Below are 15,315 nucleotides of genomic sequence, written 5' to 3' on the forward strand. Positions count from 1 at the left end.
CTTACCAATCCCTAATCCTAACGTATCCCTAGGCCTCTCGCGCCTTCTTATCCAGCGCACTGGAGAAATGCAGCCCCTCGTAGGGCGGATTGAACTGATCGTCGATCGCCTTGTGGTACAGGCCTATGGTAAACAGGGTGCCCTTGCCGACCGTAGAGCTGACCTCTATGGTGCCGCCGATACGCTTGATGATACCGTAGCTCAGGGAAAGCCCAAGTCCGGTACCATCCTGACGCGTGGTATAGAAAGGATCGAAAATGCGCCCCAGTTGCTCCTCGGGGATCCCCTTACCCTCATCTTCCACCTCTATCTTGACCCCTATGGGCTCTCCGCCCTGGACCCAGTCATAGGTGCGGATCCAGATGCGTCCCTGTCCATCCATGGCGTGGGCGGCGTTAACCACTAGGTTGATTAGCACCTGCAGCAGCTGAGGACGATTGACCTCGATAGGATAACTGGCGTTGAGATCCTGGATCAGCACCACCTCCTGCTTCTTGATGGAGTGGCGAACCAGGATGGCCATCTCCTCAACGATCGGCGTGAGCTGATGCATCTCCAGCGGCGCGTTAAACTCGCCGGGACGACTGTATTGCAACAGGCTGCGAATGATGGTGCTGATGCGCCCCACCTGCTCGATGACGATATCTATCTCTTCCTCGACATCCTCGGCCTTGTCGCCCAGCTCAGACTTGAGCAGCTCCATGTTACCCAGGATAACCGCCGTGGGGTTGTTGATCTCGTGGGCGATCCCCGCCGTCAGCTCACCCAGGGCGGTCAGCTTCTCGTTGGTCACCAGCTGCTGGCGGGTCTCGTTCAGCAGGGCCACGTTACGCTGCAGCTCCTCAGTCTTCTCCTGCAGGCTGCGGGTACGCTCCTCGACCTTGACCTCGAGCTGCTCTGCCGCCGCCTGGATCTGCGAGTTGCGTCGCTGCAACAGGTCCAGCATGCGGTCGAACTGCTCGGCCAGATTCGCCAGCTCGTTATCGCGCTCCAGCCCCAAGGACCCGATTCTCAGGTTACGCCCCGATTGCACCGCCTTCACCACATGGTGAATACGCTCGATCGGCTGCAGCAGGCTGTATGCGCCGCGGTAGACCAGCAGGCCAGAGACCAGCAGCACCAACATGAGGATAGTGCCCAGCTCTATGATGTTCAGCAGGTAGTTATGAATAAAGGGAGATTCGGAAAACCCTGTGTAGATCATGCCGATACGCTCGCCGCGAATATCTTTCAACGGTGCATAGGCGGAGATAAACCAGTCGTTGTAGACGAAGGCGCGGTCGACCCAGAGCAGGCCCTGCACCAACACCTTCTGCCTTACCTCTTCCGACACCAGACTACCGAGCGCGCGGCCGCGCTTCTCGCTGTCTTGGGGGAAGAAGTTCAGCGGCACGTTAGTGCTGATGCGGGTGTTGTCGAGGAAGATGGTTACCGTGCCGATGGAGCGCTCCGGCAGCGTGCCCTTGTCATAAACCAGGTCACGAATATGGTCCACGATGCGAATGTCGCGATTAAGCAAGATGCCGCCGTCCAGATACCAGCCCACTGCGCCATCGCTGCCCAGGATCGGTAGTAGGCTGCGGCTGAGCATGCCGCGCTTCTCCACATCCTTGCTCGGTTTCTGGGATCTTGGGGTGTCCACCAGGGTGATCACCGCTTCCTGCTCCAGGTTGGGCGCCAAACGGGCCAGACGCTGGGGCTGCAACACCATTAAACCCGAGAAGGGCTGATTGTCCTGTATCTTGGGCAGCATCACCCTTAAATCAGGGTCCTGGGCGGCCTCGGAGACGCTGATCAACCTGAGGAAGTCCAGGTCGAGCTCGGCCTGCTTCTGCTTGAGCAGCTCGGCCAGCTGAGCTCTGGCGGCCTTGCTGTCGGTATCGAGATCGCGAAATTCGTTTTGAAACTCCCAGGAGGCGCGCACCAGCTCGAGCTGATTTTCCTGCTTCTCCTGCACAGAGATCAGTGTGTTGCTGGCAACGGTAAGGTCGGCCTTCACCTTCATGAAGAGCTGTTTGCCCGTATAGCTGATATTCCAGTAGATGGTGATGAACACCAGGCTCACCAAGGTCAGCAAGATGGGCAGCAGGGTGAGGATCAAGATGCGATAACGCACCTTGGCCTGCAGCTGCTGCCAGTTGACACCAAAGAGACGCGAGAAAAAAGACACGGTTATTCTTCCTCGAGATGATTGAGTTCGAACCACTCTTTATATTTACGATCCAGTGTCTTACGGGAAACCCCGAGATCGCGCGCGGCGGCAGACTTGTTGCCCTGATGCAGGTCGACCACTGAGGTCACATGGTGTTTCTCCACCTCTTTGAGCGACCAATCCAGCGGATAACCCAGCTCGCCAGTTGCCTCTGATTTAGGCTGCTGTTTCCAATATTCCGCCGGTGGCTTACCCAACAGGATACAGCGCTCAATCATGTTGCGCAGCTCGCGGATGTTGCCCGGCCACTCATGCTGTTGCAGCTTGAGCATATCCTCGTGGCTCCACACCACCTCTTTGACCCCCAGCTCGGCGGCCAATAGGCGGGTGAAGTGATGGGTCAGCTCCACCACATCTTCGGGGCGCTCCCGCAGCGGTGGGATCACTATGTCTAATACGTTGAGTCGATAGAAGAGATCACGCCTGAAGTTACCGGCCTCTACCTCGTCCGCCAGCTTGCGGTTGGTGGCCGCCAGTACCCGGACATCGATATTGATCTCCTTCTCGCTGCCCACGGGCCGTATGGTGCGCTGCTCCAGCACCCTAAGCAAGGCCGTCTGCATCTTGAGCGGCATCTCGCCTATCTCGTCGAGGAAGATGGTGCCGCCCGAGGCGAAGCTGAACAAACCTTCACGGTTGCCCTTGGCGCCGGTAAAGGAGCCGGCCGCATGACCGAAGAGTTCACTCTCCAGCAACTCGGGGGCGATGGCGCCACAGTTGACCGGCACGAAAGGCCCCTGACGACCGCTGAGCAGATGCAGCTGTCTGGCCACCAGCTCCTTACCCGTGCCCGATTCGCCTTCGATCAGGATCACCGCATTGGTGGGTGCCACCCGCTCGATCACATGTTTCACCTCCATCATGGCATCGCTGCTGCCTATGATGGTGGAGGATTGGCCGATGGAGACCTCGCGGCGCAGCATCAGGTTTTCGCGCTTGAGCAGACGACGTTCGATGCAGCGGTCAACCGCCTTCATCATCTGCTCAAGATGGAAGGGTTTCATAATAAAGTCGGAGGCGCCGGCGCGCAGCGCCTTGATGGCCACGTCCATATCGGCATAGCCCGTCATGAAGATGATGTCTGAGCGCCGCTCCTGATCGCTCAGGGCCTCGTCCCACTCTATGCCGGAACGGCCCGGCAGGCGGATATCGACGATCAGCAGATCGAAGTGACAGCGGCTCCTGAGCTGCTCGGCATCTTCGACGCTACCGGCGGTTTCCACCAGGGCGAACTTCTTCGACAGCGCCTTCTTCAGGAAGCTGCGCATGCCCGGCTCATCGTCGACGATAAGCACAGATACGGCGGATGGTAGGGGCTTCATCTCTTTATTGGGCTGGCTCATATTGTCTTCTTTTGGACATTTTGACTCATATTGAACAGATTCTAGCATCAAACCTCGGCCAATTGGTCACCCTGAACCAGTAGAATCGCGCTCTGGGACATTATGTCTGGCGATAATTTGCCGAGCTTGCGATCTGCTTCACACTTTGTTGGCAACTTGTGAGCTTTTTTTGCAGATAATGGATTTGGCACTGTTTTTGCTGAAACAGAGTCGTTATTCACACAATAATCCGCGTGATCCCGGCAACATCACGCAAACCAGCAGATGCCAAGGAGCAAAAATGCTAAAGCTAAAATCAATCCTCAGCCTAGCGATCGTCGCCAGTGCCCTTACGCTAACCTCTGCCCAGGCAGAAGAGGTCATTAAACTGGCCACCACCACCAGCACAGAAAACTCTGGTCTACTCAAGCACCTACTGCCTAAGTTCGAGCAGGAGTCTGGCTATAAGGTTCAGGTTATCGCCACAGGTACGGGTAAGGCCCTCAAGCTGGCTCGCCAGGGCGACGTGGACGTGGTGATGACTCACGCTCCAGCTGCCGAAGCCAAATTCGTTAACGAAGGCTACGGCATACTGCCACGCGGCATCATGGAAAACGATTTTGTGATCTTGGGCCCGAAAAATGACCCAGCTAAGATCCGTAGCAGTAAGACAGCCGAAGAGGCCTTTGCTAAAATAGCCGACTCTGGCGCGGGCTTCGTCTCTCGCGGTGACAACTCTGGTACCAACATGAAAGAGTTGATCATCTGGAAAGGCGCTAAGGTTGAGCCAACATTTAACGGCTACCGCGCCGTGGGCCAAGGCATGGGTAAGACGCTGCTGATGGCCAACGAACTACAAGCCTACACACTGTCTGACCGTGGTACCTTCGTTGCCTACAAGGCGAAGTTAGATCTCGCGGTTGACTATGATGGCGGTAAGACACTGGCTAACCCTTATCAAATCATGTTGATCAACCCAGAGAAATACCCAGATCTGAACCACAAAGGTGCTAAGGCGCTGAGTGACTGGCTGATTGGCAACGAAGCCCAAGGCATGATTAACAGCTACACCGTACAGGGTGAGCAACTATTTAAGGCAACATATAGCGAATGAGTGAAGGCTGGTTAGCCCTAATACAGCAGGCGTTGAGCCTGCTGTTTTCATTAGATCCCGATGTTTGGTCTATCGTCAGCGTCTCCTTTTCTGTCTCTTTTGCGGCGCTGGCGATCACCCTAATTCCCTCTATGGTACTGGGCTTCGTGCTGGCCTTCGCCCGTTTTCCCGGACGTTGGTTTGCCACAAACCTGGTACAGACGACCCAATCTATCCCCACAGTGGTGATCGGCCTCTTGGTCTATCTGATGCTTACCCGCATGGGTCCCCTGGGGGATCTTAAATGGCTATTTACCCAGAAAGGCATGATACTGGGACAGATGATGATCTGCGCCCCCGTGTTAATCGCCATGAGTCAGGCCGCCTTTACCAGCGTGGACAAGCGTGCCTGGGAAACCTCGCGCACCTTAGGCGCCTCCTGGCTGCGTTCCGTCTGGCTGGTGTGCCGGGAACTCAAGGTGCCGCTATTGATGGCCATAGTCGCGGCCTTTAGCCGCATTCTCACCGAGGTTGGCTGTTCCATGATGGTGGGCGGCAACATCGCCGGCGTCACCCGAAATATCCCCACCGCCATCGCCTTGGAAACCAGTAAGGGCGACTTCGCCCAGGCTATCGCCCTGGGACTGGTGCTGCTTATCCTGGCCTTAGTGCTTAACTTCACTCTGGGCACCCTCAGAGGCAGAGCCGAACCTAGGAGCCTATAGCCATGGTCAAGATCATCGCCAACAACATAGAGATGCGCTTCGGCAGCCGCCTGCTGTACCGTTTCGATCGCCTCAGCCTGGCTCAGCACCAGACCATACACCTGCAGGGCGACAACGGTAGCGGCAAGACTACACTGATGAAGATGCTGGCAGGCCTGCAGGCACCCAGCCAGGGCGAGATCCACACAGAAGGTTTCACCCCCAATCCTTGGTGGCGCCGCAACCCCTTGCTGGGTAAGGCGGTTTATCTGCATCAACATCCCTATCTGTTTGATGGAAGCGTGGCCTACAACCTCAACTATGTGCAGCCCTTTTGCGACATGACGGAGCAGGAGATCGCCTCGCGCACCCAGACGGCTATCGAAATGGCCCAGCTGGGCAGCCTGCTCAACCAAAGAGCCGCCAGCCTCTCAGGCGGCGAGCGCCAACGCCTGGCTATAGCCCGTGCCTGGATCATGCGTCCACGCCTGCTGATGCTGGACGAGCCTACCTCCAACATGGACAAGCTGTCCCAGCAGCTGGTACTGACCATGGTCAGCCACCTGAAACAACAGGGCACAGGCATGCTGATCAGCAGCCATCAGAGCTGTTCGCTCACCGGCCTGTGCGAGCAGACCTGGCAAATTCAGGCACAAGAAATTCAGATAAGCCCGTCGCCCCTCGACGAGCGCCCCTTCACCCCATCACAGCAGGAGCTGAGATATGTCACCGCAAATTGATGCCGTGATCCTTGCCGGCGGCATGGCCAGACGCATGGGCGGCAACGATAAGGGACTGGTCGAACTCAACGATCAGCCGATGATAAGACACGCAATCGACAGGATAAAACCTCAGGTTAAGCAGATCCTGATCAACGCAAATCGCAACCAAGATCGCTATGCTGAGTTTGGTTATCCAGTATTGAGTGACGAAGACTCGGGTTATTTAGGGCCGCTGGCCGGTATGATCACGGCGATGGGGCAGACCCAGGCCGACTACCTCCTGGTAGTACCCTGCGACTGTCCGCTGCTGCCGATGGATCTGGTGCAGCGTATGCTGGCGGCGATCACCGCAGAAGACGCTGAGATGGCGGTAGCCAGCGACGGTAAGCGAGAGCAACCTGTGGTGTTACTGATGAAGCCCGCACTGCGAGGGTCTATGAAGGCCTTCTTAGATGCCGGCGAGCGTAAGATCGATTTCTGGTACGCCAAGCACCACTGCGTCGTGTGTGACTTCTCCGATCAGCCCAACGCCTTCGTGAACGTCAACACGCCAGAACAAAAACAACAACTTTCCGAGGCAATTGCCCACTAAAAATAGAGGTGTACATGAGCGTACCGTTTAACAATCCACTGCCAATCCCCGTCCTCGGATTTTGCGCCTACAGTGGCACAGGCAAGACGACCCTGCTAAAGAAGCTGATCCCCGAACTCAATCGTCGAGGCCTGCGGCTAGCCGTTGTCAAACATGCTCATCACAACTTCGATGTGGATATTCCCGGTAAGGACAGCTTTGAAATGCGCAAGGCCGGTGCCCGCCAGATGCTGGTCGCCTCCCATGTGCGCTGGGCGCTGATGACAGAAGATCCGGTTGAGGATGCGCCCGAACTGCCCCACCTGCTGGCGCAAATTGAAGCCGACAAGGTGGATATCGTCCTGGTAGAGGGCTTCAAGAAGCTGGCCCTACCTAAGGTGGAGCTGCACCGCGCCGCCCACGGCAAGCCCTTTATCCATACCCATGACGAGCACATTCAGGCCATCGCCTGCTGCGATGACACTGAGCTGCCCTCAGATCTCAGACGCCTAGATATCAACGATGTGGGCCAGATAGCCGACTTCGTCATCGAATACGCCAACAACTGGCGCCCCTGCACGCCATCGCTCCCCCTCGCGCCCGAGTGCGGATGCGAGCTGGACACCAGCAAGACGCTGTCGGTGAGACAAGGGATAGACAAGATCCTCTCCTACGTCACACCTGTGTCGGTCAGCGAAGAGGTCGCCATCGACGACAGCACAGACAGGGTACTGGCCCAAGATGCCATCTCGCCGGTGGACGTGCCCCAGCACACCAATTCGGCGATGGATGGCTTTGCGTTTGCCTACTCAGACCCCATGCTAGACAGCTACACACTGGTGGGCGATGTGATGGCGGGTCACAGCTATCAGGGCACACTCAACCCCGGCGAGGCGGTGCGCATCATGACGGGCGCTCCAATGCCGAACGGCGCCGATACGGTGCAGATGAAGGAGATGGCAGAAGACAGCGGCGACAGCGTCAGCTTCCAAGGCAATATCAGCCAGGGACAACACGTGCGTCAAGCCGGTGAAGACATTGCCAAGGACCACACAGCCCTGAGCGCCGGACACAGACTCAAGGCCGCCCATCAAGGCATGCTGGCCTCCTTGGGCTTCGGCAAGCTGCCCGTGTACCGCCGCCCCAAGGTCGCCGTCTTCTCCACTGGCGACGAGGTGTGTCAGCCGGGCGAGCCCTTAAAGCCTAACTGCATCTACGACTCCAACCGCTTCACCATCAAGTCCATGGTGAAACAGCTGGGTTGCGAGGTGATCGATCTCGGCATCCTGGAAGATAACGAGGCAGCCTTGGTCGACGCCCTACAAGGCGCGGCGCAGCAGGCGGACGTGGTGATAAGCTCCGGCGGCGTCTCGGTGGGTGATGCCGACTTTATCAAGTTAGCGCTCGCCAAGGTGGGACAGATCAACTTCTGGCGCATCAACATGCGTCCGGGTCGCCCACTGGCCTTCGGCCAGATAGGCGATAGCCTCTTCTTCGGCCTGCCGGGGAATCCTGTGGCCGTGATGGTCTCCTTCATGCAATTTGTTCAGCCTGCGCTGCGCAAGCTGGCGGGGGAACTGGAGTGGGCGCCGAACTTAGTGCCAGCCATCGCCGACTGCACTCTGCGCAGCCGAACGGGTCGCACCGAATTTACCCGCGGCGTTTATCATCTGGGCGCTGACGGCCGCCTGCATGTCACCAGCACAGGTGCTCAGGGTTCGGGCATGTTGAGCTCCATGGTGAAGGGTAACTGCCTTATCGTGATCGCCGAGAAAGACGAGCAGCTCAACGTGGGTGATACCGTTTATATTCAACCCTTTGCCGATCTTTTATAGTCGACAATGGATTAGCCAGGCGGGTGAGACGAACTCCCCGCCGCCGTAGGTGATTCTGTATGAGTTTGATAGTCGATACCTTTGGCCGCACCGTGGAATATCTGCGTCTCTCGGTGACCGACAGATGCGATTTTCGCTGTGTCTACTGCATGAGTGAAGACCCTTGCTTCCTCGACAGAGAGCAGGTGCTCAGCCTGGAGGAACTAGCCTGGATAGGTCAGGCCTTTACCGAGCTTGGGGTCAAGAAGATCCGCCTTACCGGCGGCGAGCCCTTGGTGCGCACCGATTGCGACCAATTGGTCAAGCTGCTGGGGCGACTCCCCGGCCTCAAAGAGTTGTCCATGACCACCAATGGCTCGCGCCTAAGCAAGTTTGCCGGCAAGATGCATGAGGCGGGCCTGAGCCGGCTCAACATCAGCTTAGATACCCTAAAACCCGAGCTGTTTACCCAGCTGACCCGCAACGGCAATCTGGAGCGGGTGATCCAGGGGATAGATGCCGCCAAGGCGGCGGGCTTTAACCGCATCAAAATCAACGCCGTGATCCTGCGTGGCCAGAATGACGACGAGGTATTGGATCTCATCGAGTTTTGCCGCGAGCGCGAACTGGATATCGCCTTCATCGAGGAGATGCCCCTAGGTGTCATCGACGAGCGCAAGAAGAGCCGCCACTGCAGCAGCGACGAGGTCAAGGCGATCATTGCCAAGCGCTATCCACTCAGCGTGTCTGACAAGCGTACCGGTGGCCCGGCCCGCTACTACACCATGCCCGGCAGCAAGATACACGTGGGCTTCATCTCGCCCCACAGCAACAACTTCTGCCACGAGTGCAACCGAGTAAGGGTCACAGTAGAGGGACGTTTACTCCTCTGCCTGGGTAACGAAAACTCGGTGGACCTTAAGGCAATTGTCAGAGAATATCCCGGTGATATCGAGCGCCTGAAGCAGGCGATTCTCGAGGCGATCAAGCTCAAACCCAAGGAACATCACTTCGGCCCAGAGGGCGAAACCCAGATCCTACGCTTCATGAATGCCACCGGTGGCTAATGCCCTGGGCCATTTTCGATGATAGACTCTGACACATCTGATATTGAATGAGTCTGACTCGAGATGGCCCTGACCCGAAGAAAATGGAATAACATCATCATCTTCGCCTCCATCGCCATGGTGGCGATACTCACCTTTTTAGAACGTCACCGCCAGGCGATCCCGGAAGATGCCCAGCCCCTCTTCGATCAACAGGCGCCCCTGTTTCAGCTGCAATATGACGATCTCTGGCTCGCCCAGCAGGGCTTCGGCTGGCAGTGTGATCCTCAGGTGCTCAACTGTCGCCAATGGGCCGAGGCCTGGAGTGGCATCCTTGTCTCGCCAATCGCCAAACCCACTGACATAAGCACGCCTGCCCATGAGTTGGTGATCCAGATCCGCGACATAGAGACGCCACAGCTCTGGCTCATCTATCCCGAAGAGGGGCTACTGAGCTCACCGGCCGGTAACTGGTACCGGATCCCGCCGAGCCTGCGCCCGTCATTGCAGCCGATCCTCAGACTCGATAATCCCTAAACCAGCGAAACGAAGAGACACCTATGCCCGAACTCCCAGAAGTCGAAGTGACCCGCCAAGGGATCTCCCCTCACCTGCTCGATCAGCAGGTCACAGGATTAACTGTGCGTAACGCCTCCCTGCGCTGGCCCGTCCCCGAGGTTGCCCAGCAGATAGTCGGACAGACCATCAGAGGTATACGTCGCCGCGCCAAATACCTGCTGCTGGATACCGATGCCGGCACCACCATAGTCCACCTCGGCATGTCCGGCAGCCTGCGAATTCTGCCCAAGTCTACGCCGGTGGAGAAGCATGACCATATCGATTTGGAACTGGCCAGCGGCAAGGTGCTCAGGTTTAACGATCCCAGACGCTTCGGCGCCTGGCTCTGGTGCGAGCTGCCCGAAGCCGCCCACCCCTTGCTGGCCAAGCTAGGCCCAGAACCCCTGCAATCGGGCTTCAATGTCGACTATCTGGCCAAGGCCCTGGAAGGTAAGAAGAAGGCGGTCAAACTCTGCCTGATGGACAATCATATCGTGGTGGGCGTAGGGAATATCTATGCCAACGAAGCCCTGTTTGCCGCCGGCATACACCCACAGGCCGAGGCGGGACGAATCGATAGGGAGCGGCTCACGGTACTGGTTGCCGAGGTGAAACAGATCCTGACCCAGGCGATCAAACAGGGTGGCACCACGCTCAAAGACTTCACCAACGCCGAGGGCAAACCCGGTTATTTCGCCCAGAAGCTGCATGTCTATGGCCGCGGCGGCGAGACCTGCACCCAATGCGGCAATCTGCTGAGCGAGATCAAACTGGGCCAAAGGGCCACCGTCTTCTGCGGCCTGTGTCAGCCACGCTAATCCAGGCTCAGTATATCCCTGCCTCAAAAAGCAAAAAGGCTGACAAGATGTCAGCCTTTTTAATTACTCGTTTTCAGCTAAAGCCTTAGCTAAACAACTACTCTAAACATTAGAAGCGATACTCATAGCTGCCGAACAGGGTCACATTGGTATCCTTGTCGTCCACCTCGAATTCAGACTGAGACACAGTGCCGCCCAGGCTCATCATACCCTTCCAGATTGGCAGGCGATAGCTGAGCTCCAGCATCAAAAGATCTTCCTTACGCGGCTTGGGTGCCCACTCACCACCGCGATTCTTACCATCCTTGTTTAGCTGAGCGAAGCGTAGCAAAGAGGTGAAACCATGGCTGTTGGCAAACTGACCGATAAGCCCCAACACATAGACGTTGGCGTCGCTGTCATAGGTGCTGCCTAGCGAGCGGCCATAGTAGCGCGAACCACTCTTGTAGGTACCGTGCTCGTAGAAGCAGTTGAAAGCGTTCTGATCCTCACCACAGGCCACCATGGTATCTGAATACTCGAAGAAGAGCTTATACTGCTGAGAGTCGAACTCGAAACGGGTATCGGCGCCAAACAGCTTGGCGCAATCGGCCAAGTCCCAAGGCATAGGGCCGCTCGAGTCTTCACAGGTACGCTCTAAGTAGAGGCCTACCGGAATATCGAACCAGGTATCGGCATAACGAATATCGAAACCCGCCATCTGGTTACCTACTTTTGACTGACGAGCTGGGTCACAGCTGGCTTCACCATTCGGACAAGTATTATTACCGGCAATGGCATCGAACAGGGTCGATAGGCCGCACTCCTCGCCCTCGCCACAGAACATAGTGGTCCAGGAGATGCCCATCTCTAACTGTCTGAAGGGGCGTATGGTGCCGCGGAAGTTCCACAGCAATGGATTAGCGACGGCGCGCTCCTCTTCCAGGTAGCTGATGCCGGTTGTCAGTGTCCAGGGACCTATCCAGGAGAGCCAAGGCGTCTCGAATGCCGCGGCATTGTTGCGGCTCAGCATCAGGCTAGGCAGCGGACGGGCGTTGTTGGAGCGATGCAGGGCGGTATCGAACCCTGGTCCCCACCATTGATCCACGGCGCCGGCCGTCACCATCCAGTTACCCAGGACAACGGCAAAATAGGAGTCATCCAGGCGCACCTCTTTCTCATCCATGGGATCATAATGGGCCGATGCCGCGACTTTGAAGGCAAATCTGTCACCCAGATACTCGTGGGACGCCAGCACCTCTGCCTTCTCGCGATAGTCGGAACCGAAATGCTGGAATCGCGCCGGATCGCTGCCGCCTGCCAGTTTGATGCGGCTGTTACCACGATTCTCAACCGCATTGCGGTAGTAGAAGTTCACCCGGGCAAACGCGGTGGCGAGACCTGGCGAGAGCACTGAGGGTTCCACCTTACTCAGATCGCTCCCAATACCCGACCACATCAGGGGATAGGTATTGACGGGCACAGTGATCACTCCCGCATCGGCGAGGGCCTGAATGTCGGCTCTGAGATAGATATCGGACACATCGACCCAGGGGGCCGCGTGGGCTAAGGAGGTGATCATCAGGCCTAAGGCCGCGACGCCTCCAACAACATAAGCGCGAATTTTTTCCATCATAACGGGCAAATTAATCCTTTTTTTGCAGCGCTTTGGCTACTTCTTCATGCACAAATTGACTGACATCACCACCATGTAATGCCACCTCTTTCACAAGCGTCGAAGAGATAAACGAGTTCTCTTCGGCCGGGGTTAAAAATACGCTCTCCAGATCAGCGCTCAGGCGCCTGTTCATATTGGCGAGCTGAAACTCATATTCGAAATCTGATACCGCACGCAGGCCACGCACCAGGACGCTGGCATTCTGCTCCTTGGCAAAGTCCACCAGCAGGCCGCTAAAGCCCACCACCTCGACATTGTCCAGATGCTCGGTCACCCTCTTGACCAACTTTACCCTCTCCTCCAGGCTGAATCTCGGCTGCTTGGAGGGGTTGGCGGCGATGCCTATCACCACCTGTTTGAACAACTTCGCCGCACGCTCGATAAGGTCCGTATGACCGTTTGTGACGGGGTCGAATGTTCCAGGATAAATCGCTTTCGTGTGCATGGCTCGCAGCCCTTACTTTGGCTTGGTATAAGTTAATGGCGGAATTGCGCCTAGTTTAACGAGTTTCCCCCCCGGATTGAACCACCGGCATCGAATTGTTTATTGTCGAAAAAATCCCTAAAAGTTACAATTTGCATCAATAGTGTAAAAATGCCGTGGGAGAATGCTCGGCAAGACACTCGCCGATGCTATGATAGATGAGATTAACCGTCGTTCTAAGCACGCTTGTATTAAGCATTCGGCCTTAGGCGCTGTGCCTACTAACAGCCTCCCATCAGATAAGTTTTCATATGATTAAAAGCGTACTAGTCATTCGCAATGATAAAATTGGCGACTTCGTGCTCACCTGGCCCGCGCTCTATGAGCTTAAAATGGCGCTACCCAACGCCAGCATTGAGGTCTTCGTCGATCCTGTATTGAAAGATTTCGCCATGGCCTGCCCCTACATAGACCATGTGATAGTGGATGATGGCGACGACCAGGCGATCACTAAGGCATTTGCCGAGCGCCATTACGGTGCGGTTATCGTGTCCCGCTCGCAGATACGCACCTACCGACTGCTACGCAAGCTGGATATTCCCTACAAGCTGGCCCCTAAGCTCAACTGGTATCAGTATCTGTACCAGCACAGAACCAGCATAGAAGTGCCTAAAGGGCTGGGTGGCTGGCGTAAGAGCTGCATGATGGTCGAGCGCTTCCTGGCCGATCACAGAATTCCTGTCCCCGCACTGCCGATACGCTACTGGGACCTCTCCCACGAGCGGCGCAAGTGGCAAGATCACTATGGCCAACAAGGAGAGGAGCGACTGATCTTCGCCCATCCCGGCACCGGCGGCTCGTCGGGCGGCATCTCCCCCAGCGACTTTGCCGGCCTGCTGGCGCAGGTAGACAAGCTGACCGCAATTGAGTGCAAGTTCGTGCTGACCTACAGCGGTCAGGAGATTGCCCTGGCCCAGCAGATCAATGACCTGCTTAGCGCCCAAGGCATCAAGGTGGCGATGGCCGAGCCACTCGCTAGCCTGGCCGACTTTGCCAAGTCTCTGGTCGCCGCCGACATGTTTATGGCGGGCTCTACCGGTCCTCTGCATATCGCCGGCTTACACAACGTGCCGACAGTCGGTTTCTACGCGGGCAGACGCTCTGCGCCTAAGGTGCGTTGGCAGACCCTGACCCAGAGCGAGAGGCGTCTGGCCTTCACTCCGCCCGTCGGCAAGAAGACAGGCAGGAACATGGCACTCATCGACTTCGATCTGGCTGCCAAGGAGATCGCGGCCTTTTTAGATACCCAATACGCGAGTCAGTCAGCTGTCAGCTAAGCTAAGCTAGCTGGTGTGACTCTGTTTTTCTCACAAACGGGACAAGTATTATGATCATAGTAACGGGTGCTGCCGGCTTTATCGGTAGCAACTTAGTTAAAGCGCTCAATAATTTAGGGCGTAGTGACATTATCGCCGTAGACGACCTGACCGACGGCACCAAGATGTTTAACCTGGCCGACTGTGAAATTGCCGACTATCTGGATAAAGCCGACTTCATCGAGCAAATCGCCCAGGGACAGTTCGATGACAAGGTCGAAGTGATCTTCCATCAGGGCGCCTGCTCGTCAACCACAGAGTGGGACGGCAAGTTCATGATGGCCAACAACTACGAGTATTCCAAGACACTGCTCCATTTCTGCGAACGTAACGGCAGCCAGTTTATCTACGCATCATCGGCCTCCGTCTATGGCGGCAGCGATAAGTTTATCGAGCAGCGGGAACTGGAGAAACCACTCAACGTCTACGCCTACTCCAAGTTCCTGTTCGACCAATATGTCAGACAGCACAGCTTCACCACTCAGGTAGCTGGCCTACGTTACTTCAACGTCTATGGCCCTAGGGAGCAACACAAGGGCGGCATGGCCAGCGTGGCCTTCCACTTCAACAACCAGATCAAGGCAAGCGGCATCTGTCGCCTGTTCCAGGGCCACGACGGCTTCGAAGATGGCAAGCAGCTAAGAGACTTCGTCTACGTGGAAGATGTGGTCAAGGTCAACCTCTGGCTTTGGCAAAACCCAGGGATCTCAGGAGTATACAACTGTGGTACGGGTCAGGCACAGAGCTTCAACGACGTGGCCAATGCGGTGATCGCCTATCATGGTAAGGGAGAAATTGAATATATTCCCTTCCCGGATAAGCTCAAGGGCGCCTATCAGAGCTATACCCAGGCCGACCTCACGCAGCTTAGAGCCGCCGGATATACCCAGGCCTTTAAGACAGTCGAAGAGGGGGTCCCAGAATATCTGGACTGGCTGGCCGCACAGCACTTTATCGGTCAGTAGTGAACGATCAATAAGTTATCGATCAGCAAAAGA

The 15,315-nt window shown here is 56.5% G+C and carries 14 protein-coding genes; 10 read left to right on the forward strand and 4 right to left on the reverse strand.

The features are described from left to right. Window positions 1-28 precede the first annotated feature (28 nt). Window positions 29-2,170, reverse strand: coding sequence for a sensor histidine kinase (locus K0I31_RS19215; RefSeq protein WP_220079415.1), 2,142 nt, complete (start codon window positions 2,168-2,170; stop codon window positions 29-31). A 2-nt stretch (window positions 2,171-2,172) separates the two neighbouring features. Then, window positions 2,173-3,603: a sigma-54-dependent transcriptional regulator gene (locus tag K0I31_RS19220; RefSeq protein ID WP_011867476.1), complete on the reverse strand. Its 1,431-nt coding sequence runs from the start codon at window positions 3,601-3,603 to the stop codon at window positions 2,173-2,175. Window positions 3,604-3,835: 232 nt separating this feature from the next. Between K0I31_RS19220 and K0I31_RS19225 the strand changes: the two genes are divergently transcribed. The 8 genes from K0I31_RS19225 (at window position 3,836) to mutM (ending at window position 10,860) form a co-directional block, all read left to right on the forward strand. Next, a complete protein-coding gene (locus K0I31_RS19225) occupies window positions 3,836-4,648 on the forward strand; it encodes an ABC transporter substrate-binding protein (protein WP_220043680.1) in 813 nt (270 codons plus the stop codon). Next, window positions 4,645-5,352, forward strand: coding sequence for an ABC transporter permease (locus tag K0I31_RS19230; protein ID WP_220043681.1), 708 nt, complete (start codon window positions 4,645-4,647; stop codon window positions 5,350-5,352). The genes K0I31_RS19225 and K0I31_RS19230 overlap by 4 nt, the downstream gene beginning before the upstream one ends. Further along, complete coding sequence (locus K0I31_RS19235; protein WP_258406665.1) at window positions 5,349-6,071, forward strand: ABC transporter ATP-binding protein; 723 nt, start codon at window positions 5,349-5,351, stop codon at window positions 6,069-6,071. Before K0I31_RS19230 ends, K0I31_RS19235 begins: the two co-directional genes overlap by 4 nt. Continuing rightward, on the forward strand, window positions 6,055-6,645 hold the full coding sequence (gene mobA / locus K0I31_RS19240) for a molybdenum cofactor guanylyltransferase MobA (RefSeq protein WP_220079417.1): 591 nt from the start codon (window positions 6,055-6,057) through the stop codon (window positions 6,643-6,645). Before K0I31_RS19235 ends, mobA begins: the two co-directional genes overlap by 17 nt. Before the next feature lie 14 nt (window positions 6,646-6,659). After that, a complete protein-coding gene (locus K0I31_RS19245) occupies window positions 6,660-8,459 on the forward strand; it encodes a bifunctional molybdopterin-guanine dinucleotide biosynthesis adaptor protein MobB/molybdopterin molybdotransferase MoeA (protein WP_220079418.1) in 1,800 nt (599 codons plus the stop codon). A 59-nt stretch (window positions 8,460-8,518) separates the two neighbouring features. Beyond that, complete coding sequence (gene moaA / locus K0I31_RS19250) at window positions 8,519-9,505, forward strand: GTP 3',8-cyclase MoaA (RefSeq protein ID WP_220079419.1); 987 nt, start codon at window positions 8,519-8,521, stop codon at window positions 9,503-9,505. Between the two features lie 63 nt (window positions 9,506-9,568). Then, window positions 9,569-10,021 (forward strand): hypothetical protein, encoded by a 453-nt coding sequence (locus tag K0I31_RS19255; protein WP_011867483.1) that lies wholly within the window; start codon window positions 9,569-9,571, stop codon window positions 10,019-10,021. A gap of 23 nt (window positions 10,022-10,044) precedes the next feature. Continuing rightward, a complete protein-coding gene (gene mutM / locus K0I31_RS19260; RefSeq protein ID WP_220079420.1) occupies window positions 10,045-10,860 on the forward strand; it encodes a bifunctional DNA-formamidopyrimidine glycosylase/DNA-(apurinic or apyrimidinic site) lyase in 816 nt (271 codons plus the stop codon). A 109-nt stretch (window positions 10,861-10,969) separates the two neighbouring features. Here mutM and K0I31_RS19265 read toward each other — a convergent pair whose 3' ends face one another. Together K0I31_RS19265 and coaD are read right to left on the reverse strand one after the other, a co-directional pair. Next, entirely contained in the window at window positions 10,970-12,475 is a 1,506-nt protein-coding gene (locus K0I31_RS19265; protein ID WP_220079421.1) for a capsule assembly Wzi family protein, read from the reverse strand. Window positions 12,476-12,485: 10 nt separating this feature from the next. Next, the gene (gene coaD, locus K0I31_RS19270) at window positions 12,486-12,962 is read right to left on the reverse strand and encodes a pantetheine-phosphate adenylyltransferase (protein WP_011867486.1); all 477 of its coding nucleotides are present in this window, start codon (window positions 12,960-12,962) and stop codon (window positions 12,486-12,488) included. Window positions 12,963-13,252: 290 nt separating this feature from the next. Between coaD and K0I31_RS19275 the strand changes: the two genes are divergently transcribed. After that, the gene (locus tag K0I31_RS19275; protein ID WP_220079422.1) at window positions 13,253-14,278 is read left to right on the forward strand and encodes a glycosyltransferase family 9 protein; all 1,026 of its coding nucleotides are present in this window, start codon (window positions 13,253-13,255) and stop codon (window positions 14,276-14,278) included. A gap of 50 nt (window positions 14,279-14,328) precedes the next feature. Next, window positions 14,329-15,282, forward strand: coding sequence for an ADP-glyceromanno-heptose 6-epimerase (rfaD, locus tag K0I31_RS19280; protein ID WP_220079423.1), 954 nt, complete (start codon window positions 14,329-14,331; stop codon window positions 15,280-15,282). The last annotated feature ends 33 nt before the right edge of the window (window positions 15,283-15,315 follow it).

The organism is Shewanella spartinae, from assembly GCF_019457555.1.
Classification (GTDB): Bacteria; Pseudomonadota; Gammaproteobacteria; order Enterobacterales; family Shewanellaceae; genus Shewanella; species Shewanella loihica.